The 19,728-nt window shown below is 49.4% G+C and carries 17 protein-coding genes; 8 read left to right on the top strand and 9 right to left on the bottom strand.

The window, feature by feature from the left end:
* Nucleotides 1–4: 4 nt before the first annotated feature.
* From QFZ48_RS21855 to QFZ48_RS21840, 4 genes are read right to left on the bottom strand one after another with little or no spacing between them, the layout of a single operon-like run.
* Complete coding sequence (locus QFZ48_RS21855; RefSeq protein WP_429049772.1) at nucleotides 5–1,177, bottom strand: glycoside hydrolase family 88/105 protein; 1,173 nt, start codon at nucleotides 1,175–1,177, stop codon at nucleotides 5–7.
* Complete coding sequence (locus tag QFZ48_RS21850) at nucleotides 1,167–3,398, bottom strand: glycosyl hydrolase family 28 protein (RefSeq protein ID WP_429063620.1); 2,232 nt, start codon at nucleotides 3,396–3,398, stop codon at nucleotides 1,167–1,169. Before QFZ48_RS21850 ends, QFZ48_RS21855 begins: the two co-directional genes overlap by 11 nt.
* Complete coding sequence (locus tag QFZ48_RS21845; RefSeq protein ID WP_429063619.1) at nucleotides 3,398–5,038, bottom strand: RagB/SusD family nutrient uptake outer membrane protein; 1,641 nt, start codon at nucleotides 5,036–5,038, stop codon at nucleotides 3,398–3,400. Before QFZ48_RS21845 ends, QFZ48_RS21850 begins: the two co-directional genes overlap by 1 nt.
* 18 nt (nucleotides 5,039–5,056) lie before the next feature.
* The gene (locus QFZ48_RS21840) at nucleotides 5,057–8,014 is read right to left on the bottom strand and encodes a SusC/RagA family TonB-linked outer membrane protein (RefSeq protein WP_429063617.1); all 2,958 of its coding nucleotides are present in this window, start codon (nucleotides 8,012–8,014) and stop codon (nucleotides 5,057–5,059) included.
* 223 nt (nucleotides 8,015–8,237) lie between these two features.
* On the opposite strand from QFZ48_RS21840, the gene QFZ48_RS21835 reads away from it, so the two are divergent.
* A complete protein-coding gene (locus tag QFZ48_RS21835) occupies nucleotides 8,238–8,546 on the top strand; it encodes a LacI family DNA-binding transcriptional regulator (protein WP_429063615.1) in 309 nt (102 codons plus the stop codon).
* Between the two features lie 16 nt (nucleotides 8,547–8,562).
* Nucleotides 8,563–9,258, top strand: coding sequence for a substrate-binding domain-containing protein (locus QFZ48_RS21830; protein WP_429063613.1), 696 nt, complete (start codon nucleotides 8,563–8,565; stop codon nucleotides 9,256–9,258).
* A gap of 6 nt (nucleotides 9,259–9,264) precedes the next feature.
* Here the strand turns inward: QFZ48_RS21830 and QFZ48_RS21825 are convergent, their stop codons facing one another.
* A complete protein-coding gene (locus QFZ48_RS21825; protein WP_429063611.1) occupies nucleotides 9,265–10,899 on the bottom strand; it encodes a glycoside hydrolase family 43 protein in 1,635 nt (544 codons plus the stop codon).
* 178 nt (nucleotides 10,900–11,077) lie between these two features.
* Between QFZ48_RS21825 and QFZ48_RS21820 the strand changes: the two genes are divergently transcribed.
* The gene (locus QFZ48_RS21820; protein WP_429063609.1) at nucleotides 11,078–11,485 is read left to right on the top strand and encodes a GNAT family N-acetyltransferase; all 408 of its coding nucleotides are present in this window, start codon (nucleotides 11,078–11,080) and stop codon (nucleotides 11,483–11,485) included.
* A gap of 66 nt (nucleotides 11,486–11,551) precedes the next feature.
* On the top strand, nucleotides 11,552–12,019 hold the full coding sequence (locus QFZ48_RS21815; RefSeq protein ID WP_370907532.1) for a hypothetical protein: 468 nt from the start codon (nucleotides 11,552–11,554) through the stop codon (nucleotides 12,017–12,019).
* Between the two features lie 89 nt (nucleotides 12,020–12,108).
* Here the strand turns inward: QFZ48_RS21815 and QFZ48_RS21810 are convergent, their stop codons facing one another.
* On the bottom strand, nucleotides 12,109–12,474 hold the full coding sequence (locus QFZ48_RS21810; protein ID WP_370907533.1) for a winged helix-turn-helix transcriptional regulator: 366 nt from the start codon (nucleotides 12,472–12,474) through the stop codon (nucleotides 12,109–12,111).
* Between the two features lie 98 nt (nucleotides 12,475–12,572).
* On the opposite strand from QFZ48_RS21810, the gene QFZ48_RS21805 reads away from it, so the two are divergent.
* Entirely contained in the window at nucleotides 12,573–13,241 is a 669-nt protein-coding gene (locus QFZ48_RS21805) for an NAD(P)H-dependent oxidoreductase (protein WP_429049794.1), read from the top strand.
* Between the two features lie 2 nt (nucleotides 13,242–13,243).
* Nucleotides 13,244–13,846, top strand: a complete 603-nt coding sequence (locus QFZ48_RS21800; RefSeq protein WP_429063608.1) for a short chain dehydrogenase — start codon at nucleotides 13,244–13,246, stop codon at nucleotides 13,844–13,846.
* Between the two features lie 3 nt (nucleotides 13,847–13,849).
* On the opposite strand, the gene QFZ48_RS21795 is transcribed toward QFZ48_RS21800, so the two are convergent.
* Complete coding sequence (locus QFZ48_RS21795) at nucleotides 13,850–14,245, bottom strand: winged helix-turn-helix transcriptional regulator (RefSeq protein ID WP_429049802.1); 396 nt, start codon at nucleotides 14,243–14,245, stop codon at nucleotides 13,850–13,852.
* A gap of 63 nt (nucleotides 14,246–14,308) precedes the next feature.
* On the opposite strand from QFZ48_RS21795, the gene QFZ48_RS21790 reads away from it, so the two are divergent.
* Nucleotides 14,309–15,352 (top strand): quinone oxidoreductase family protein, encoded by a 1,044-nt coding sequence (locus QFZ48_RS21790; RefSeq protein ID WP_429063606.1) that lies wholly within the window; start codon nucleotides 14,309–14,311, stop codon nucleotides 15,350–15,352.
* A gap of 144 nt (nucleotides 15,353–15,496) precedes the next feature.
* Nucleotides 15,497–16,468 (top strand): mechanosensitive ion channel family protein, encoded by a 972-nt coding sequence (locus QFZ48_RS21785; RefSeq protein ID WP_429063604.1) that lies wholly within the window; start codon nucleotides 15,497–15,499, stop codon nucleotides 16,466–16,468.
* Here the strand turns inward: QFZ48_RS21785 and QFZ48_RS21780 are convergent.
* On the bottom strand, nucleotides 16,460–16,933 hold the full coding sequence (locus tag QFZ48_RS21780; protein ID WP_429063602.1) for a GNAT family N-acetyltransferase: 474 nt from the start codon (nucleotides 16,931–16,933) through the stop codon (nucleotides 16,460–16,462). The genes QFZ48_RS21785 and QFZ48_RS21780 overlap by 9 nt on opposite strands.
* A 156-nt stretch (nucleotides 16,934–17,089) precedes the next feature.
* Complete coding sequence (locus tag QFZ48_RS21775; RefSeq protein ID WP_429063600.1) at nucleotides 17,090–19,714, bottom strand: glycoside hydrolase family 2 protein; 2,625 nt, start codon at nucleotides 19,712–19,714, stop codon at nucleotides 17,090–17,092.
* Nucleotides 19,715–19,728: the final 14 nt, after the last annotated feature.

Genomic DNA, 19,728 nt, shown 5'->3' with positions numbered 1-19,728 from the left:
CGCATTATTTAGTCGTCATTTCCATTTCGTTGGCAGCTAAAATGTACGCGCCTACGCCTTTAGGATCATTATCAATTACTTTTTCGCTGAGATAATAGGCATAGCTGCCATCCCGGTAGGGATCTCCGCCAAGTCCTGCTACGCTTACCGTACCGCTCAGGGTGATATCTCCTTCCGGATTTTTACGGATAAACTGTTTCAGGATTCCCTTGTATCCTTTCTGTGCTACTCCACGGTAACTGGCCGGCAGGTAGCCTAAACGCATGCCTTTCGCCAACGCATATACGAACATGCAGGAAGCGGAGGCTTCTACATAGTTTCCTGTGCTGTCGCCTTTATCCAGCACCTGGTACCAGCAACCGGTTTTGGCATCCTGGTATTTTTTCACGGCGGCAGCGGTGCGGTTTAAAATGGCAATGAGACTGTCTTTGCCAGGATCACCGGCCGGATAATATTCCAGCGCATCTACCAGCGCCATGGCATACCAGCCCATTGCGCGGCCCCAGAAGTGCGGCGACTGCCCCGTGGTTTTATTGGCCCAGCGCTGTTCCTTTGATTCGTCCCAGGCATGATATAATAAGCCCGTACGGGAATCCCGTGCATGCTGCTCCATGAGTACAAACTGACGGGTAATATCACGGAAGGCGCTGTTTTCACCGGTAAGCACGGCATACTCAGCATAAAAAGGTTCTCCCATGTAAAGCCCGTCCAGCCACATCTGGTAAGGATAGCGCTTCTTATGCCAGAAGCCGCCGTTGTTGGTGCGCGGTTGTCCGCGTAGCTGCTCCCGCAGGTGATCTGCAGCAATCTTATACTTATTGTCCTTAGTGGCTTTATACAACGTTAGCAGTATCCGGCCGTTTTTAACGTTATCAATATTGTAATCCGTGAGCTGGTACGTATGGATGTTACCGTTAGCGTCCACAAAATGATCCATGCTCTTTTGTATGTACCGGAAATATTCCTGGTTGCCTGTTCTTTTCCACAGGCCGGTAAATCCTTCGAGGATCACGCCCTGGTCGTACGACCACCTAACCGGCCTGCCGGGCTGCATTTCCAGTGAGTCTTTCCATATACGCATGACCGTAGCCGCCATGCCGGCCGCGCCGGTTTGGGCCTGTGAAAGTGTAGCAGTGAGCAACAGTGCGGCGAATAGTATTGATGTTTTAAAACGCATGGTCTTCTGTTGATTTGGTTTTAGTATCACGGTAACGGCAACTGTCTGTTGTAATGTTTTTTGTATTACGGGTATCCAGCACCGCTTTGCCGGAAGCGGTAAGAAGATACACATTTTTGAAGTGTATGTTTTCAGCTTCCTGGCACTGTATGCCTTCATCGGCTTTGATCACCAGGTTACTGAGGTGGATATTGCTGACCGGCATTTCCGGCAGGCCGCGTATGAACACTGCTCTCTTTGCCCCATTGCCGGTTACGTTATTAATATAAAAATTGCGGAACCGCGGTGTTGCTTCGGTAACTGGCAGCGTTTCCACACGCGGGGCCACTCTCTTTTCCCCTGCCAGCGGCACCGGGTCTTTTGCAGCGTAGTACATATCAAACAGGATGGCCTCCCCGGGGATATCTTTCATGTTTATATTGGCCGCATAAATATCTTCCACGATGCCGCCTCGACCACGGGCAGTTTTGAAACGCAACCCGATGTCGGTGCCCAGGAACGAACAGTCGGATACATAAATATTCCGGGCGCCGCCAGACATTTCGCTGCCTATTACAAAGCCGCCATGCGCGTGGTATACGGTAGAGTTTTGTATCATTACATTTTCAGTGGGCTTGCCTCTTTTACGTCCCTGCTCATCACGGCCGGATTTAATACAGATGCCATCATCGCCTACATCAAAGGTGCAGTCGAGGATTTGTGCGCCACTGCATGATTCAAGGTCCACCCCGTCGCCATTTTGTGCATACCAGGGATTTTTGGCATAAATACCACGCAAGGTAATATTCTCACAAAGCAGCGGATGCAGGCACCATGCCGGTGAGTTCTGAAAGGTAACTCCTTCCAGCAATACATTTTTACAGGAGGCAATACTCACCATGTTGGGCCGGAGAAAATCTTTGATGCCGGCGTAGTCTTCAATTTTACTGCCTGGCTTGATTACGCCTGGCAGGCTGGCTTTCGCTCCCAGGTAAGATGACCGGGTAGGATACCAGGTAGCACTGTCTTCCCCCACCAGTCCGCCGGAAGCAACCAGTTTGTCCCATTGCGTGGCAGTGAGCTTTCCCTTCTTCACCATGCGCCAGGCATCGCCGCCGCCATCAAGAATACCACTACCGGTAATGGCTATATTTTCCTGGTTATTTGCTGAAACCGGCGGCTGGCAACGTACCGCCGCAAGCCCTTCATATGTAGTGCTGATAAGCGGATACTGGTCGAAGTCGGTGGTAAACTGTAGCACCGCGTTATTCGCTAAGTGGAGGTTCACATTATTTTTGAGCACCACCGGCCCGGTGAGCCACAGCCCGGATGGTATTAACACTACCCCGCCGCCTTTATTGCTGCAGGTGCTAATAGCTTCGTTGATAGCGTTACTGTTGAGCGTAATGCCATCTGCTTTAGCACCAAAAGAAGTGATGGTAAAAGTATCTTTCCTGAAATGCGGTTCATACACTACCGGCAGCTCATAGCGGTATTTCCCTTCAAAGGGCGTTGTTTCCAGGTAAGCGGCCAGCGGCAATTTCTTTTCCCGGATTTCACCAGCAACAAGAGCAGCTATCTTAGCAGCGCCATATGCAGAAAAATGGGTATTATCTGTAATCCCGTCCGGCAGCGTATTGTAATGTCCCGGAGGGGTGGTGCGGAACATTTTCTGAGAGGCTGCTTCACCTTCCTTTACCAGCAAAGCGGCACTGCTTTTTTGCAGATCTACCAGCGGCACCTGCATCGCATTCGCTACGGACCTTACCACTGCGGGATAAGCACCGTGGGTATCTTCCAAAACTCCATGCGTAAACTTGCGGCGCGCTACCGGTGTAATGAGCAGCGGCTGTGCGCCTTTAGCACGGGCTTCCTTTACAAAGCGCTCCAGGTTGGTTTTATACGCGCCTTCCGGGGCAGCATAGCGGGTTGAATCACTGATCTTCCCGTCGTTGTGACCAAACTGGATCATCACCCAGTCGCCGGGTTTTAATTGCGCTAACACACTATCCCAGCGACGTTCATCAATAAAGCTTTTAGTGCTTCTGCCGTTGACCGCATAGTTTTTAATGACGATATCTTTTTCAAAGCATTGCGGGAACAGTTGTCCCCAGCCGCGCTCAGGATTATCTTCCAGTGGCTTGTTGGCCATCGTGGAATCGCCGATCATGAATATAGTAGGTTTGGGACCGGCTGGCGCCAGTCCCAATAATGATAATAAAAGTATCTGGAGAATTTTCATTAGTTATATTTATCGTTCTGCTTAAACTCCTCTTTATTAGTTACCGCATCAATCTGGTCCTGCGGGATAGGCCGCACCGTATGAAACGACTGGAAATATGCATTGGCATCCGGGTTATGCAAGGCAATCCGCTCGCCGAGCTTACCGGTACGTTTCAGGTCAAACCAGCGCAGTTGTTCGCCGGCCAGCTCCCGTGCCCTTTCATCAAGGATAAAGTCGAGGCTCATATCTGCGGCTGTTACCACCATATCTGCTTCATGTCCGGGGATGGCGGCACGTTTGCGGATCACGTTGATATATTCTGCCGCTTTAGCTGAATTGCTCAATTTGAACTGCGCTTCTGCTGCAATGAGATACATTTCCGCGAGGCGGATAATAAATGCGTCTCGTGCGCTTTGTTCTTCGTTCATGGATGCCCGTGTAGGGTCATCAAATTTATCCAGGGATACGTAACGGGTGCGGTCTTTTCCGCCGCCATTTTCTGTATACACTGCATTCCTGTCGTATATACGGTATTTAGTAGAAGCGGGCAGCACATATTTGCTGCAATAGATAGCCGTATCACCCAGCTTCATACCTGCAGGTGCTGTTTTGAGATTATTGCAATACCACATCTGTTTGAAAGAACCTTCGTAGCGTGCATCCGCAGTTTCGTTGAAAAGGTTTAACAGGAACAGCGTAGGCATGTAACGGTTAAATGGCCGCTGGTTCAGGATATCACGCTGCATACCCGGCAGATCATCGTACTTCATGGCAAACATCATGTGTGCATTATTGGCGCCGCGTGAGTGTCCGTTAGGAAACAGGGTAGCATCGGTGCGATCATCAAACACGAGATTCTTCATATAATTTACCGCCCAGATCACTTCTTTATTCTGCAGGTTATCCATTCGCCAGAGATCAGCGTATTTGGGCAACAGCGTATAGCCGTAACTGCTGATCACTTTTTCTGCCAGGTCGGCGGCCTGTTGGTTCATGCCACGGGTGAGATACATCCTGGCGAGAAAGGCTTCAGCAGCGGGTTTAGTTACACGGCCATAGTCAGACGTGGTAGCAGGAAGGTTATTCACCGCCTCGCCCAGGTCGCGGAAAATCTGTGCATAGAAGGTATCCACCGGTGTGCGGTTGGCGGTAGTTACTACGCCAGATGTTTCGGTAAGGGTAAAATGGACAGGCCCCCATGTTTCCACGATATGCCAGTAATAAAAGGCACGGAGGAAATGCAACTCAGCACTGCGCACGGCTCTTCTTTCCGGCGTTAACCCGGCGCCATCTATACGTGTGATCCCTGCATTACATAAATTAATAGCGGCATACAGCTGTTTCCATAAAACACTCATCACGGAATTGCTGGCCTGCAGGTTGTTGTAGTTGGTCATATCAGGATACTTATCGCCGGTGCCGCTTGTCCAGATATCGGTCCCCATTTCGGACATACTGTATCCTTCTTCTTTTCCATACCACCAACGGTTATAGGTATACGCTGCATTTACCAGCGTTTCAAACCCTTCGGGTGTGGAATATACGGCATCGGTGGTAGTACCGCCGGGATTGTATTCTTCCAGCTGCTTGTTGCAGCCGGCAAGACTTCCGGCGGCAAGGCACAATATGATGAGGTACTTATTTATATTGGGTGTCATTGTTACGTTTTTTAAAATTTAGAACTCAACATTTATTCCTGCCACATACATCTTAGTAAGCGGGTTGCTCAGATCTCCTCCCCTTTCCGGGTCATAGTCTTTTACCTTGCTGAAGGTGAAGAGGTTTTTACCGGTAACGTATAAACGAAGACTGCTCAGGCGCAGCGCTTTTAAAGCATCGGCGGAGAAAGTATAACCGAGTGAAAGGTTACGGATTTTCACGAACGAACCGTCTTTATATCCCAGTGTTTTGATAAAAGGCGTACCGTCTTTGGAAAGACTGGCATTGGGCCGGGGATAATCGTTGGATGGATTTTCCGGTGTCCAGTAATTTACAGGCGCACTGTTTTCCAATCCCTGCGGATCATATTTTGCTGCATATTCGGAGTTAATCCACTGGCCAATGCGGGCGAAAACATAAATATTGAGATCAAAGTTCTTGTAACGGAGATCGTTATTGAAACCACCGCTCCATTTAGGCACCTGCGCACCAAGTATCACGCGGTCGGATGTATTGATCGTTCCTTTTCCATCCTGGTCCTTCACTTTGATATCGCCTGGTTTGTAACCAAATTTTGTAGCTTCCGCAGCTTCTGATGTTTGCCAGATACCGATTTTCTCATAGTCGTAATATACTTTTACCGGCGAGCCGATAAACCAGCCATTGGCCACATCGTTGGTGCTGCCATCTGCCAGCGCTACAATTTCTTCTTTATTGCGGGAGTATACGATGTTGGACGTCCACCGGAAATCGCTTGTTGAAATGTTGGTAGTGTTGATTCCCACTTCAATACCCCTGTTGCGGGTTTTACCAATATTCTGCACCACGGTGCTCACACCGGAAGAAGTAGGCAGGGTGCGTTGCAGCAGCAGGTCTTTTGTCTGCGTGTCATAATAATCAATGCTACCGGTGATCCTGTTGTTGATGATACCGAAATCGAGTGCTATATTTTTGGTTGCAGACAGTTCCCATTTAAGTCCCTTGTTACCAGCCTGGTCGCCAATGGTGTAAGCCATGGCTGCATTTGTATCATCCCATGAAAAGGGTATTTTACTAAGATAGCTCATGGTGGAATAAGGATCTACCGCATCGTTACCGGCAATACCATAGCTCACCCGCAGTTTCAGATCACTGAAAAAGGTTTGCGACTTCATGAACGTTTCATCGCTGATGCGCCATGCAGCTGCTGCTGAGGGAAAGAAAGCCCATTTGTTGCCCGGCGAAAGCTTCGATGATCCATCCGAACGGCCGGTAAGCGACAACAGGTATTTTCCTTTGTACGCATAATTCAGGCGGCCGGTAAAGGAAATGAGTTTGCTGGATTGGTACATACTGCGTGCAGCGATGCCGCTTACGTTATTTTGCATGGCATAGTACAACTGCGACGGAAGCAACTGTCCTTCGCCCTGCATAAGCGAGGAATCACGCTGGTCCGACAATACGCTGGCTACGCCCGTGACGCCAAAGGAGTGATCGCCGATTGTTTTATTATAGGTAGCCACGTTTTCCCAGCTGAGGTACCTCCGGGTGCTGCCGTTCGACTGCGACCGCGAAGTGGAAGCGGTAGACCGGTCGATAGAGCTTTTGGAAGCAAACACGCCCTGTTTTGCATTTTCCAGTGTTACGCCAAAGTTGGAGCGGAACATGAAACCACTGAAGGGTGTCAGTTCCAGGTAAGCGTTGATAAATGTACGGGTAGTGCGGGTGTTATTCTGGTAAGCATTCGGCTGCTCATCCGCCAGCGGATTAATGGCTGAGCCGCTGTTGGGGAATAACACCAGGTTGCCGGCAGAATCGTACGGTATGGCCAGTGGAATATACTTATTCGCCTGGTTGAGCGGGTCGCGGCGGGCGCTTTGTTCGTAATACGTAATCTGGCTTTGCGCGCCTATTTTAATGGCATCATTGATCGTTTGATCAATGTTGAGACGGGTGGAATAACGTTTGAGGTCATCCAGTTTCAATAATCCCTTTTCATTAAAATAATCAAAGGAGAAATACACTTTTGTTTTTTCTGATCCCCCGGAGATGCCTGCCTGGTAGTCCTGCTGTAAGCCGTTATGTAACAGCAGGTCTGCATAGTCGGCCCACAGGTTATGTTGTATTTCATTCAGTTCAAAAGCGTTAAATATTTTTGGATCATCGGCCTCGGTGGCCCATCTGCCGGTGGTACGGTTAGCTTCCCTTTTAAGGGCTGTATATTCGGGTCCGTTGCTCATACGTGGATAGCCATTTACTTCAGACGATCCAACATAAGAACTGATATTTACACGGGGTTTACCGCTGGCACCGCGTTTGGTGGTAACCATAATTACGCCGTTGGCGCCGCGGGAACCGTAGATAGCAGTGGAAGACGCATCTTTCAGTACTTCCATCGACTGGATATCATTCGGGTTGATGTCCTGTATATTTTCATACTGTACACCGTCTACAATGTATAAGGGACCGTTGCTGGCTTTGATGGAGCGGTTACCTCTCACCGTTACATTCACTTTTGCACCTGCTGCGCCGCTGCTGCGGGTGATATCCACACCGGGCAGTTTTCCCTGTACAGATTCCATCACGTTGGTAGAGGGTACTTTTTTCAGTTCTTCTCCTTTTACGGAAACCACCGATCCGGTGAGATCCCGCTTTTTTACCATGCCGTAACCTACTACCACAATTTCATCCAGCTTCTTGTTGTTGGGTTCCATTTTGATTGTCATGGCGACATTATCCGCGGTGAGTGTCATCGCTGTATAGCCTATATAGCTGAATAACAGCTCTGTTTTTTTCCCTTCCGGTACCTGGAGGCTAAAATTCCCATGTGTATCTGTTTGGGTACCAGAAGTAGTGCCTTTGACCTGAACACTTACCAGCGGCAGTGGATCGCCAGTAGTGGCGTCTGTCACCTTCCCTTTCACGGTACGGGTCTGTGCAATCGCCCAACTGCTGAAACCCAACAGCAGTAAGCAAATGAAGTAAATTCTTTTCATAACGTTTGGCGTGAGTTAAATGGCAAATAAAAGTTGTGCTATAGTAAGCGTTGATTAACGTGGTGATTAATTGGTCGAAACAGGAGCTCTTTCTTCCGTATTGTACTGTTACAAGTCTACAGAACAATTTGTTAATGGTGAAGTTTATTTACGCAATCGTTCCCGGAAAAATCAGTACTTTCACCATAACAAGAATACCGGAAAACATAGTCCGGAAGCCGTTATGAAGTATAGAGCAGCAACCATAAAAGATATTGCGCAGGCGCTTCGCCTGTCCACTTCCACTGTGTCGCGCGCGTTGCGTGACAGCCATGAAATCAGTGCTGCCACCAAGCAGCTGGTGTTGGAACATGCAGCAAGACTGAACTATCATCCCAACCCGATTGCACTGAGTTTGAAAGAAAAGAAAAGCAGGTCAATCGGCGTGATCGTATCAGAAATTGCCAACAGCTTTTTTTCACAAACAATTAATGGCATTGAATCGGTAGCTAACGAGAAGGGCTATAACGGTAATTATTTCGCAAAGTCATGAATCATTTGAGAAAGAAGTGAGAACGTTGCAATACCTGGCCTCCCGGTCGATCGACGGGTTGCTGATTTCGGTGTCCAGTGCCACGAAAGACCTCACCCATCTCAAGGCGTTGCACCAGTTTGGATTCCCGATTGTATTCTTCGACAGGATCATAGAAGACATCGCCACGCACAAGGTGATGGTGGATAATTTCCAGGGCGCCTACAACGCTACGATGCACCTGCTTCAACAGGGATACCGGCATATTGCCTGTATTACCAACTCGGCGCATCTCTCCATTACGCGGGAGCGCGTGGCAGGATATATGGCAGCACTGGAGAAGCATGGCATTCAGCCTCAACCAGCGCTGATCAAATATTGTTTTCACGGTGGCATGCTGCTTCCTGAAGTAACGGATGCAGTTAACCAGCTGATTAAATTAAAACATAAACCCGATGCTATTTTTGCCACGTCTGATAAGCTCACCACGGGTTGCATGCGTGCCCTGAAAAAAGCGAAGGTGGCTATTCCCAAAGAAATGGCACTGACAGGATTCTCCAATTCAGACCTGATAGAACTGCTGCATGCGCCTATTACGGTTGTACGGCAACCTGCTTTTGAAATGGGGCAGGTAGCGACCGAATTATTACTGCAACTGATAGAAAGCAAGCGACCCGTTAAAGAATTTGAAACAAGGGTGCTGCACTCCGAGTTACTGATACCATCAAAGTAACGGGGTTTATTCCACCCGCCACCAATCCACATCTGCCCAACCGGCATCGTTTGTTTTTACGTCCCGGCTGCAGCACAATCCCATCTTGGCGCCTATCCATTTGCCGGTAGTGGCGGTAAATGGTTCACCCGTGGTACGGAAAGTTTTCCCATCTGTACTGTAACTGAATTGGCATATACCTCCTGCCCCCACTTCTATCCTGAAAAATATATCCGTCGACGTTATCTCCGTTATAGCGGTGGCTGTTTCACGGGAGCCCTTGTCAGCCTGTGTACAGGTGAAGTACGACAAATAAATACCATTCGCTTTTTTCACCAGCGACAACCCCGCATAGTTTGCTCCCATCACCAGGAAGCTGACACGATCCCCATTTTGCCGTGGTTTAAAGCTAAGCTTTGTGGTAGCCCGGAATACCGGCGCCGGGAATTTCTGCAGGAGTACATGGGGTACTTCCCATAAATTACGGGCGCTATCGGGTATCTGTGCGGCAAACAGGCGCAGGCTGCCTTTTGCCACAGACGGAAACGCCCAGCCGGCGGCCGGGTTGGCCTGCCATTGCCATTGCAACCCTAAAGTGCTGGCATTAAACTCATCTGATTCCTGCGGCGTGGCAACCGGGTAACCCGCACCGGTAACCGGTTTGCGGAAGGTCAGCACCGGTTCTCCTTTCCCATCGTTGTCGTTATCTGTTCCTATCACCGGCCAGTTGTTCACCCATTTCATTGGCTGCAGGTGTACTACCCTGCCGTAAGCTTCCAGGTCCTGGAAGTGCAGGAACCAGTCCTCTCCTTTGGGTGTTTGCACCCATGCGCCCTGGTGCGGCCCGTTGACAGGCGTACGCCCCTGGTCCATTACGATTTTACTTTCGTAAGGGCCGTACACATTTTTTGAGCGCATTACCAGCTGCCAGCCGGTGGCGACTCCACCTGCGGGCGCGAAAATATAATAGTAGCCGTGGCGTTTATAAAACTTCGGTCCTTCGAGCGTGGGGTGTTCATCGTGCCCGTCAAATACCAGCACGCCTTCATCCGTGGCTTTTGTACCGGTGGCATCCAGCTTTTTCACCACGATAATACTTTTAATACCGGCGCGGCTGCCGGCGTATGCGTGCACCATATATACGTCACCGTTATCGTCCCAAAGCGGGCATGGGTCAATCAATCCTTTGCCACCTACCACCAGTTGAGGCGTACTCCACGGGCCGGTGATCTGTTTTGATTTCACCACGTAGATCCCGAAGTCGGGGTCCGGGTAGTAAATGTAGAATTCGTTGTTGTGATAGCGTATGGCTGGCGCCCAAACACCATTGCCGTGTTGTGGCGCGGAAAAATGATCGTAAGGAGGCTGGCGCAGCAATGCATGCCCGATAATGCGCCAGTTCACCAGGTCGCGGGAATGCAGGACAGGCAGACCGGGAATCGCATCAAAGCTGGAGGCAACGAGGTAATAGTCTTCTCCCACGCGGATGGCATCAGGGTCAGAGTAATCCGCATACAGCACCGGGTTTTTATAAGTGCCGTCTCCTTTATCAGATACCCATACTTTAGAAATATCCGCGGTCGATTGTGCGATAGCGGTGGTAGCAGTTAGCAGGCATAACACACCGGTGATTATCTGCATAAAGAACTTTAATGGTTTCATAACGTGCTGAAAATGTGCCGGTCAAATTAGTAAATGACCTGCAAAAGCAGGACGTTATTTACGCAATCGTTCCCGTTAAACTGAAAATAACTGATATTTGTAAGAATCAGTTAGCCAGAGAACCATGCAAGAAATTATTATCCGTAAAGCCACTACCGCAGATTTGCCTGTATAGCTGGTGTTTGAGCAAGGTATTATTAGTGCAGAACGCCCTTTTGATCCCACCTTAAAAGAGGGCATTATACATTATTACGATATAGCGGCCATGATCACCGCTTCGCATATTGAGCTGCTGGTGGCAGAAGCAGCCGGCCAGCTGATTGGCTCCGGCTATGCCCGTATAGAGGATGCAAAACCCTATGTCAGGTTTGCGCAATATGCTTACCTGGGATTTATGTACGTGGCGCCATCCTGGCGGGGTAAAGGGGTGAATAAGCTGATCATCGGGGGGCTGAAAGCATGGGCACAATCGCGAGGCATAGTGGAAATGCGCCTGGAGGTATACCATGAAAATACGCCCGCAATTAAAGCTTATGAGAAAATCGGCTTCAGCAAGCACATGCTGGAAATGCGGCTCCCCATATGAGTTTCCGGGATTTCGTAAAAAAATGGCACAATTTTCGACAGGTGGCGGGTTAAAGAACTTAAAACCATGAAACAGATACTCGTAGCCTTAGCTGCAGCAGTCGTTTTCTTTTCCTGCAAAAGTAACGCTGATAATGCCGCCGCTATTGAAAGTGCAAAGAAAGCCACCATCGATTCGATGAATAATGTGAGTGCCATCAAACAGCAGGTAGTGGATTCCATGAATGCGTTGAAAAGCAACCGTTCACACGGCCGCGAAAATGTAGCCGGTACCCAATATAACAATGAAACCGCTCCGGTGGTAGCCAATACAGAAGCGCCCGCGCCGGCCCCCGCAAAGAAAAAGGGCTGGAAATCTTGGAGCCACACCGCTAAGGGTGCTGTAGTAGGCGCCGGCGCAGGTGCAGTAACCGGTGCTATCGTGAATAAAGACCGCGTGAAAGGCGCTGCCATCGGTACCCTGATCGGGGCTGGTGTAGGTGCTGGTACAGGTGCAATTGTAGATCACAAGAAGAAACAAACCGCACAACAGTAACAGGTAATAATAATGAAGAAACGGCGTATCCTCACGGGTACGCCGTTTTTTTATGATATCAATCAGCAGATAACGGTAACGCTACTACGCTATTGGTGTAACCGGCTATCGCGGTGCTGAAATCCCCATTCGTTCAACTGATCCCATACAGGAATAAGCCGCGCAGCGATTTCAGTAAGCTGGTATTCCACTCTCGGCGGTACTTCCGCATATACGGTCCTGGTAACAAGCCCGTCCGCTTCCAGCTCCTGCAGGTGCAGGGTTAGCATGCGATCGGTGATATTGGGAATGTGTTCTTTCAACTCACCGAAGCGCAGCGTTCTGTTCACCAGCTTGTACAGGATATATAACTTCCACCTCCCCGCCAGGATATCAATGGCATAGGCCACCCCGCACACACCTGAAATCTGTTCGCGGTTCAAATGATTGGTAGACGTTTCCTTGCGCTTTGCCATTACTTACATTTTTGTGTGTTGCATACAATAGGCTTCAAAAATACAAATGTAACGTTCGTGGAATAATTTTGTCCGCAGTTATTTAAAAAACAACTTTTATGAAGATATTAATAGTTTATGCGCACCCGGAACCCAAAAGTATGAACGGCGCTATGTTCAACACTGCAGTGACCACACTGCTGGACGCAGGCCATGAAGTGCAAACCTCTGACCTCTATGCTATGCGGTTTAACCCAATTTCCGATCGTAAAAATTTCACCACGGTATACAACGATGCTTTTTTTAAACAACAACTGGAAGAACAGCACGCCTCGCGCGTACATGGCTTTGCAGCAGATATTGCAGCCGAACAGGAAAAAATAGCCTGGTGCGATCTAATGATCTGGCAGTTTCCTTTGTGGTGGTTCAGCATACCTGCCATCCTCAAAGGTTGGGTAGACCGCGTATTTGCAATGGGCACCTCCTACGGGAACAGCCACATTTATGAAACCGGCATTTACACCGGGAAAAAAGCAATGCTTTCGCTCACCATCGGCGGACCGGAAGATGCGTATATTAGCGGTGGCCTTCACGGCGACCTGGAAAACATGCTGAAACCCATTCACCGGGGCATCTTCCAATTCACGGGCTTTTCCGTGCTGGAGCCATTTGTTATACATGGCCCCGCCAGAATATCACCGGAAGAACGCGCACTGGCACTGGAAGAGTGGACCGCCAGGTTAAAACAGATTGCACAAGAAACCACTATTGAAGTAACCAATTATTAATAATGAAGATACTTATCATAGGCACTACCGGCGCCATCGGCAGTAAAGTAAAAGAGGCGTTGTCAGCAAAACATGAGGTGATCAGCGCAGGCCGCAGCAGCGGCGATATCCAGGTAGATCTTACTGATGCAGCTTCCATTGAAAACATGTACAGATCCACACCCGGTATAGATGCGGTGATTGTTACGGCCGGCTCCTCCGGCATGGAGAACTTTCAAACCCTTTCCGAAAAAAGTTTGCTACCGGGCATCCAATCCAAATTACTCGGACAAGTAAATGTAGTACTGATTGGCCAGCATTACCTGAATGAAGGCGGCTCTTTCACGCTCACCTCCGGCATACTCGCTGACGAACCCGCCCGGGATGCCGCTGCAGGCTCGCTGGTGAGTGGCGCCGTGAATAGTTTTACGATAGCGGCAGCCACCGAGCTGAAAAGAAATTTGCGGGTCAATGCCGTGAGCCCCGGATTGGCAGCCGACTCCGCGGATGCAATTGCACATTTGTTTCCCGGCTTTAACCCGGTGCCCATGCAGAAGCTGGTAAACGCTTACCTCAAAAGTGTGGAAGGAGTAGTAACCGGGCAAATTATCCGGGTACATGAATAAGCGCTATGCGGATATCGCCGATTTTACTTTTTCACGGTGACAAAGCCCCCACGCTACCAGGTTTTCTGCTACGGGGAGAATAGTTTGCCCGTATGATGTAATGGCATACGCCACGGTTACCGGTTTGGTGGCCAGCACCGTACGGGTCACCAGGAAATTGATCTCCAGTAGCTTTAGCTCCTTCGATAACATTCGCGCAGAGATGCCATTGATTTCCCGCAGCATTTTTTTAAAGTGATTGCTTTGCGCTGTGCGGTTGGCCAGGTACCGCAGTAACTGCAGTTTCCATTTGCCGCTGAACAGTTCAATGCTGTCGCGCATGGCCGTGAGTTCTTCCTCACAGGTGGCTTCCCGTATCTGCCCTTTGATGTTGATCGTTGCCATATAGGTTCTCCTCATGTAACCGGTTACCTCCGGTATACCTATAGCAAAGGTAACCCAACATAGTAATAATTTTGCGGGATGAAACATCAAATGCAGGCAATCATATTAAACGATTTCGGCGGTGTGGAGAATTTCTCCATGACTACCATTCCGGTACCTCAGCCTGGCGATGATGCAGTGCTGGTGCAAATTGCAGCTACAGCCTTTAACCCGATTGATTACCAGATCAGGCAAGGCGCTACAGAACGCAAACGCATGCACTCCCCGGTGCTGGGCCGCGAATTTTCAGGTGTGGTAGTGAAAACAGGCAAAGATGTTACGCAATTCAGCCCTGGCGACGCCGTGATAGCGGCATCCGGCAGTATGGGCTCCAATGGCACTTACGCGGAATATATCAGCGTGCCGCAGCACATACTGGCGCATAAACCGGCGGATATTCCCTTTGCTACCGCCGCTGCTATTCCAACGGGCTCCCTTACGGCATTGCAATGCATAAACAGGCTCGGACTTCCTCCGCAGGCATCTGTTTTGATCACCGGCGCAGCCGGGGGCGTAGGACTGGTATTGGTAAAACTGCTGCTGCACGCAGGTTTTAGGCGACTGCTGGCCACCGCGGGCAGCGAAGAAAGTACGCAACAGCTGATCAACGCCGGGCTACCCATCTCCCAAATTATCAATTACCGGCAAAGCGGGTTATTGCAGGCAATACTGCATCAGCAGGAAGGAAAACTGTTTGACGCATGTATTGATCTCGTAGGCGGGCAGATGTCTGAAACAGGGGCAGCACTGCTTGCTACCAACGGCATTTACCAGGATGTAACAGCGCTTACCACGGCAGCAGCCAGGGAAACCTTGTTCAACAAAGGCGCAGTAATCATGAATATTTCCAACTATGCATATTCGCTTACCGGGAATTTTAAATATTATGGAGATGGCCTCCGGCAGATAACCACGTTATTGGAAACCGGCGCCCTGTTACCTTCCCCCATATGGATCACTGGCGGATTTAGTGTGGATACCGTACAGCAGTCGCACCAACTGCTGGAACTCAACCAGAGCAAGGGCCGCAAGCTGGTGATGACTGTATTTTCTAATGATAACTTAATGACGGAAGGGATATAACGGCATCATGTTTGAGGCAAGGCGCGCATGTGGAATCAACTTATTGAAAATGCGGACCACCTGCCTAATTTCCTATGGAACCTTATACTGGCGGGGATTGCAGTCATCACAGGATGGCTGATAAAATATCTGTTATCGATTTTTTTGCGTCAATCTGTACGGACACAGCAGGACTTCTCTTTAATACATACTATCCTTTTCCGCCTTGGAAAAGCATTTAACTATTTCCTGCCGTTGCTGCTGCTCAACATGGCAATCCCGTTGATGCGGGTACACCAGCAATATGTACCAACGCTGAGTAAAATAGCAGAAATAGCGCTGACGCTTTCTTTTGCAGCCCTGGTGATCGGCGCCATCAAAGTGCTGGAGGATTATGTGTACCATACCTACGACCTGAAGAAAGTGAACAACCTGAAAGAACGTAAAATACGCACCCAGTTGCAGTTTATCCGTAAGGTGTCTATTGCGCTGATACTGATATTGACGGCCTGTATTATTTTACTAAGCTTCGACAGCATGCGTAAACTCGGCGCAGGACTCCTTACCGGTGTGGGTGTGGGCGGTATCATCATTGGTTTTGCCGCACAGAAATCACTGGGCAACCTGCTGGCCGGCTTTCAGCTGGCATTTACACAGCCTATCCGGATAGATGATGTGCTGGTGGTGGAAGGCGAATGGGGACGTGTGGAAGAAATTACCCTCACCTACGTGGTACTGAATATCTGGGATCAGCGTAAACTGATTTTACCGATTAATTATTTTATAGAGAAGCCTTTCCAGAACTGGACCCGCACCGGTTCAGAAATATTGGGCACCGCGTTCTTTTACCTCGACTATACCGTGCCGGTGGACCAGGTGAGGGCCGAGTTTGAGAGACTGCTGGATACATCCCCGCTGTGGGACAAACGCGCAAAGGCGCTGCAGGTAACCAATACCAGTGAACGCACCATTGAAGTAAGGGCGCTGATGAGTGCTGCCAGTTCAGGCGAAGCCTTTGACCTGCGGTGTTATATCCGCGAAAATCTCGTTAAGTATATCAGGGAACGTCACCCTGACAGCCTCCCTAAAACCAGGGCCTATATTGAAAATAAGGACGACCGGCCTTTGTCAGTATAGCGATTTTTCCAACACGATCATGTGCTTGCATTGAATACCATTTTCATAGATCGGTTCCGGGTAATGCGTGGTGAAATAGTTTTTCTTAATGGCTGTTATTTCAAATCCCTGGCGCTGGTATAAGTACAATTGAGCAATGCTGGAGTTGCCCGTGCCAATACAAAGCTTTTTAGAACCCCCTGCCCTGGCGCGTTGTGCAGCATCCTGCAGCAGGATTTTTCCCAGCCCCTTTCCCTGGTAGGCGGGGTTTACGGCAATGTTCTTAATTTCCAGTTCGTCGTTATCTTTCAACAATACATAGGCGCCAATCACCTGTTTCTTTGTTTCCAGCACATATACGTCGCTGAAAGGGAGGTAACTGTTGATCATCGTTACAGATGGATCGGCCAGCAATAACAGGTCATAGGGCATCTTCTCGTTTGTGGCTAATTTCCGGATAGTTGTTTCTTCCTGCAGGGAGGTCATCGATAATTATTTTGTTGCTATAAATTGGAATAATAGGTGTTTTCTTACAAACCGGTCCCGGGCAACAGCTACAAATAGGTTCAGGGAACAGATTAACAAAATGAATATACAAAAAAAACAGGCATCTGTTTACACAGATGCCTGCAATATGTTTGATTATTGAATAGCGATATACTGGCGTTTTACGTTATGACCATAAATTTCTACCAGCGCATCCTTACTGGTGGCGGTTGCGCCGCCGCTGATGCTGATCGTTTTTTGATCGCCTGGTAATACAGAAATATAATTATCGCTGTAAAATACCGGTAAGATCCTTTTCTTGTTCTGTGCATTTACCAGTGATAGGCGGTTGAAAAATGCTATCGGGCCTCCTACCGGATTGCTGATAGTTACATTAATACTGTCGCCTCCCGCTTTTACGGCCGTTACCTTCACGCCTGCTGCCGGCATTTGCGCTAACCCGGAATAATTTCCTTTGGCATCCGGCAACCAGTACAGGTTTTCATCTACCACCTGCTGCGCGGCGTTCAGCAAACGCAAAGAGAAGAACAATCCCTGCGGCGCTTTTAATTTATCCAGGAGCGGTTTCATATTCATGAATGGCTGCACCGTGGTGGGCCCTACCTCTACAAATACCTGTGTGAGCAGGCTATCGTTGCCCTGCATATCGTATGTTTTTAATTCCAGCATCAGGTCGCGGGCGTATTGAAAGGTGTTATTTACGGCCATTACCATTCCCTCTTCCGGGTTATACATCACATGCAGCGGGGTGGCTCCTTTGCGGGTACCATACAGGCAGGCATTAGGGTCAAGATAGTAATCATACATTTGTCCGCGCAGGGCCGTCCAGGGGTTTTGTGTTTTCCAGATGATCACACCGGTATACCAATCCCACATATGTGAACTGAAACCTTCCATTAAACCGCGGTACTGGTCGTAGTTTACCAGCTGTGCTTTGTTGGCCCACTCTCTCAGGTCATTTGTTTTTCCATAGGGATCCACGGCTTTGTTATAAGCGATATACTTATGGTAATCCCATACGGCGTCGGTTTTACCGGTTTGCGGATCAGGCGGCACCAGGTTTTCCGTGGGTAAAAATCTTTCCAGTGACTCATAATCGCCGGTGCCTACCGAACCTACTTCAGAGTTAAACGGAAAGGTGCGCGTGCTCCAGAAGGTGGACAGTGGCTGAATGCCGTAAGGACCGTCGCCGTTACCACCGAGCGTGTTGTGCGACATGCTGTCTGAATTGGAGTAGTCGAAGAAATAGCGGGTGCCGTCCAGTGACGGAATAATAGAATCCTTCATGGCGGCGAACAAATCTGCCGGAGGCGTAATTTCATTTCCCCCGCACCAGAAAGCCAGCGAGGCATGGTTGCGTAACATTTTCACCTGGTCGGCTACACTTTCGAGGAACAGGGAATGATTGTCGGGGTATTTGCGGCGGGTCCACTGGTCGTCCTTTTTCATGGGGTCCTGCCATCTGCCGTTACAGTCGCCCGAGATCCAGAAATCCTGGAACACCAGCAGGCCGTACTTATCACAGGCTTCGTAGAACTCCGGTCTTTCCGTAAGACTGCCGCCCCAAATCCTGATGAGGTTCAGGTTCATATCGCGGTGGAAGCGTACTTCCGCGTCATATCTTTCTTTAGTGAAGCGGAACATGGCATCGGAGGTAATCCAGTTGCCGCCTTTAATAAATATCTTCTGACCGTTGACCGCCACTTCCCTGCTGCCGGTGTGTGCATTCCAATATGTCTGGATTTCGCGCACGCCAAATTCCACTACTTCCTGGTCATCCGTTTTACCGTTGTTTATAAACTGCAGCTGCAGCTGGTAGAGTGATTGCGGGCCATAGCCGGCGGGCCACCATAACAGCGGTTGTTTCAGCAACAGGTCCGGTAGTTGCACGATGGCGGTGGTATGTGGCTGCAAGGCTACTTTCTTTGTGATGCGGTTCCCTGCGAGGGTGTATTGCAAAGTACCTGTAACAACCCTGGCAGTGGCATTTTCCAACGTGACTTCTACCTGCAGGGTAGCCGGCGCCTGTGGGGCCTGTGGCTGGCGGACGCCGGGTACGCGGGTAATGATGTGCGGGTCTTTAATCCTTACGGCGCCGGTTTTTTCAATGGTCACTTTATCCCATATGCCGGTGTTGCGGTCGCGCATGGGTTGGATCCAGTCCCACCCCGCGGTATACTGCGGGCCATTATTTTTTGCGATGGTACCATCGCCTCCCTGCCCACCGTTGGGGTTACCCGAAAACTGGGGCGGGTACACGATTACAGCGAGACGGTTTTTACCGTTCTTCGCCAGGAAAGGAGTAATGTTATATGTTTGGCGGAGATAGGCGCCATAGTGAGTGGTTTTATTTACGCGATGCCCGTTCAGATAAATATCGCAGCCATCGTTTACTGCCCGGAAGTGCAGCCATACCTGGGCGTCGCCGGTGGCTGGCTGTTCTGTAAAGTCCTTTACAAACCAGTAGGTATAATGATCGCGACCAGCGTGATAGATGTCCGGAATCTTTTCATTGTTCATGCCGTACATCGGATCGGGCACCTGTTTATTATCCAGCATCGTGGTAAGCACCGTGCCTGGTACGGTGGCCTGCGTCCAGCCGGAGAGTGTATAGCCTGGATCTGAGAGCTGCTGACCGGTAACTTTTACACCAGCAATATTGCTGCATTGCCATCCGCTGTTGAGTTCATATTTTTCCTGCGCTGATAATCTTAAAAAAGACAACATCAGCAGGCAGGAGATCGTTGATTTCCGAAACATAGTGCTTTTCATTT

Source organism: Chitinophaga sp. W2I13 (assembly GCF_050434005.1).
Taxonomy (GTDB): Bacteria; Bacteroidota; Bacteroidia; order Chitinophagales; family Chitinophagaceae; genus Chitinophaga.
This window is presented reverse-complemented; position numbering and strand designations above follow the sequence as displayed.

Excerpts from the sequence above, each read along its gene's own strand:
- QFZ48_RS21795 (WP_429049802.1), bottom strand. The coding sequence starts at position 14,245 with ATGAGGAGAACCTATATGGCAACGATCAACATCAAAGGGCAGATACGG.
- QFZ48_RS21850 (WP_429063620.1), bottom strand. The coding sequence starts at position 3,398 with ATGAAAATTCTCCAGATACTTTTATTATCATTATTGGGACTGGCGCCA.
- QFZ48_RS21845 (WP_429063619.1), bottom strand. The coding sequence starts at position 5,038 with ATGACACCCAATATAAATAAGTACCTCATCATATTGTGCCTTGCCGCC.
- QFZ48_RS21825 (WP_429063611.1), bottom strand. The coding sequence starts at position 10,899 with ATGAAACCATTAAAGTTCTTTATGCAGATAATCACCGGTGTGTTATGC.
- QFZ48_RS21835 (WP_429063615.1), top strand. The coding sequence starts at position 8,238 with ATGAAGTATAGAGCAGCAACCATAAAAGATATTGCGCAGGCGCTTCGC.
- QFZ48_RS21800 (WP_429063608.1), top strand. The coding sequence starts at position 13,244 with ATGAAGATACTTATCATAGGCACTACCGGCGCCATCGGCAGTAAAGTA.
- QFZ48_RS21790 (WP_429063606.1), top strand. The coding sequence starts at position 14,309 with ATGAAACATCAAATGCAGGCAATCATATTAAACGATTTCGGCGGTGTG.
- QFZ48_RS21840 (WP_429063617.1), bottom strand. The coding sequence starts at position 8,014 with ATGAAAAGAATTTACTTCATTTGCTTACTGCTGTTGGGTTTCAGCAGT.
- QFZ48_RS21775 (WP_429063600.1), bottom strand. The coding sequence starts at position 19,714 with ATGTTTCGGAAATCAACGATCTCCTGCCTGCTGATGTTGTCTTTTTTA.
- QFZ48_RS21855 (WP_429049772.1), bottom strand. The coding sequence starts at position 1,177 with ATGCGTTTTAAAACATCAATACTATTCGCCGCACTGTTGCTCACTGCT.
- QFZ48_RS21810 (WP_370907533.1), bottom strand. The coding sequence starts at position 12,474 with ATGGCAAAGCGCAAGGAAACGTCTACCAATCATTTGAACCGCGAACAG.
- QFZ48_RS21780 (WP_429063602.1), bottom strand. The coding sequence starts at position 16,933 with ATGACCTCCCTGCAGGAAGAAACAACTATCCGGAAATTAGCCACAAAC.
- QFZ48_RS21815 (WP_370907532.1), top strand. The coding sequence starts at position 11,552 with ATGAAACAGATACTCGTAGCCTTAGCTGCAGCAGTCGTTTTCTTTTCC.
- QFZ48_RS21805 (WP_429049794.1), top strand. The coding sequence starts at position 12,573 with ATGAAGATATTAATAGTTTATGCGCACCCGGAACCCAAAAGTATGAAC.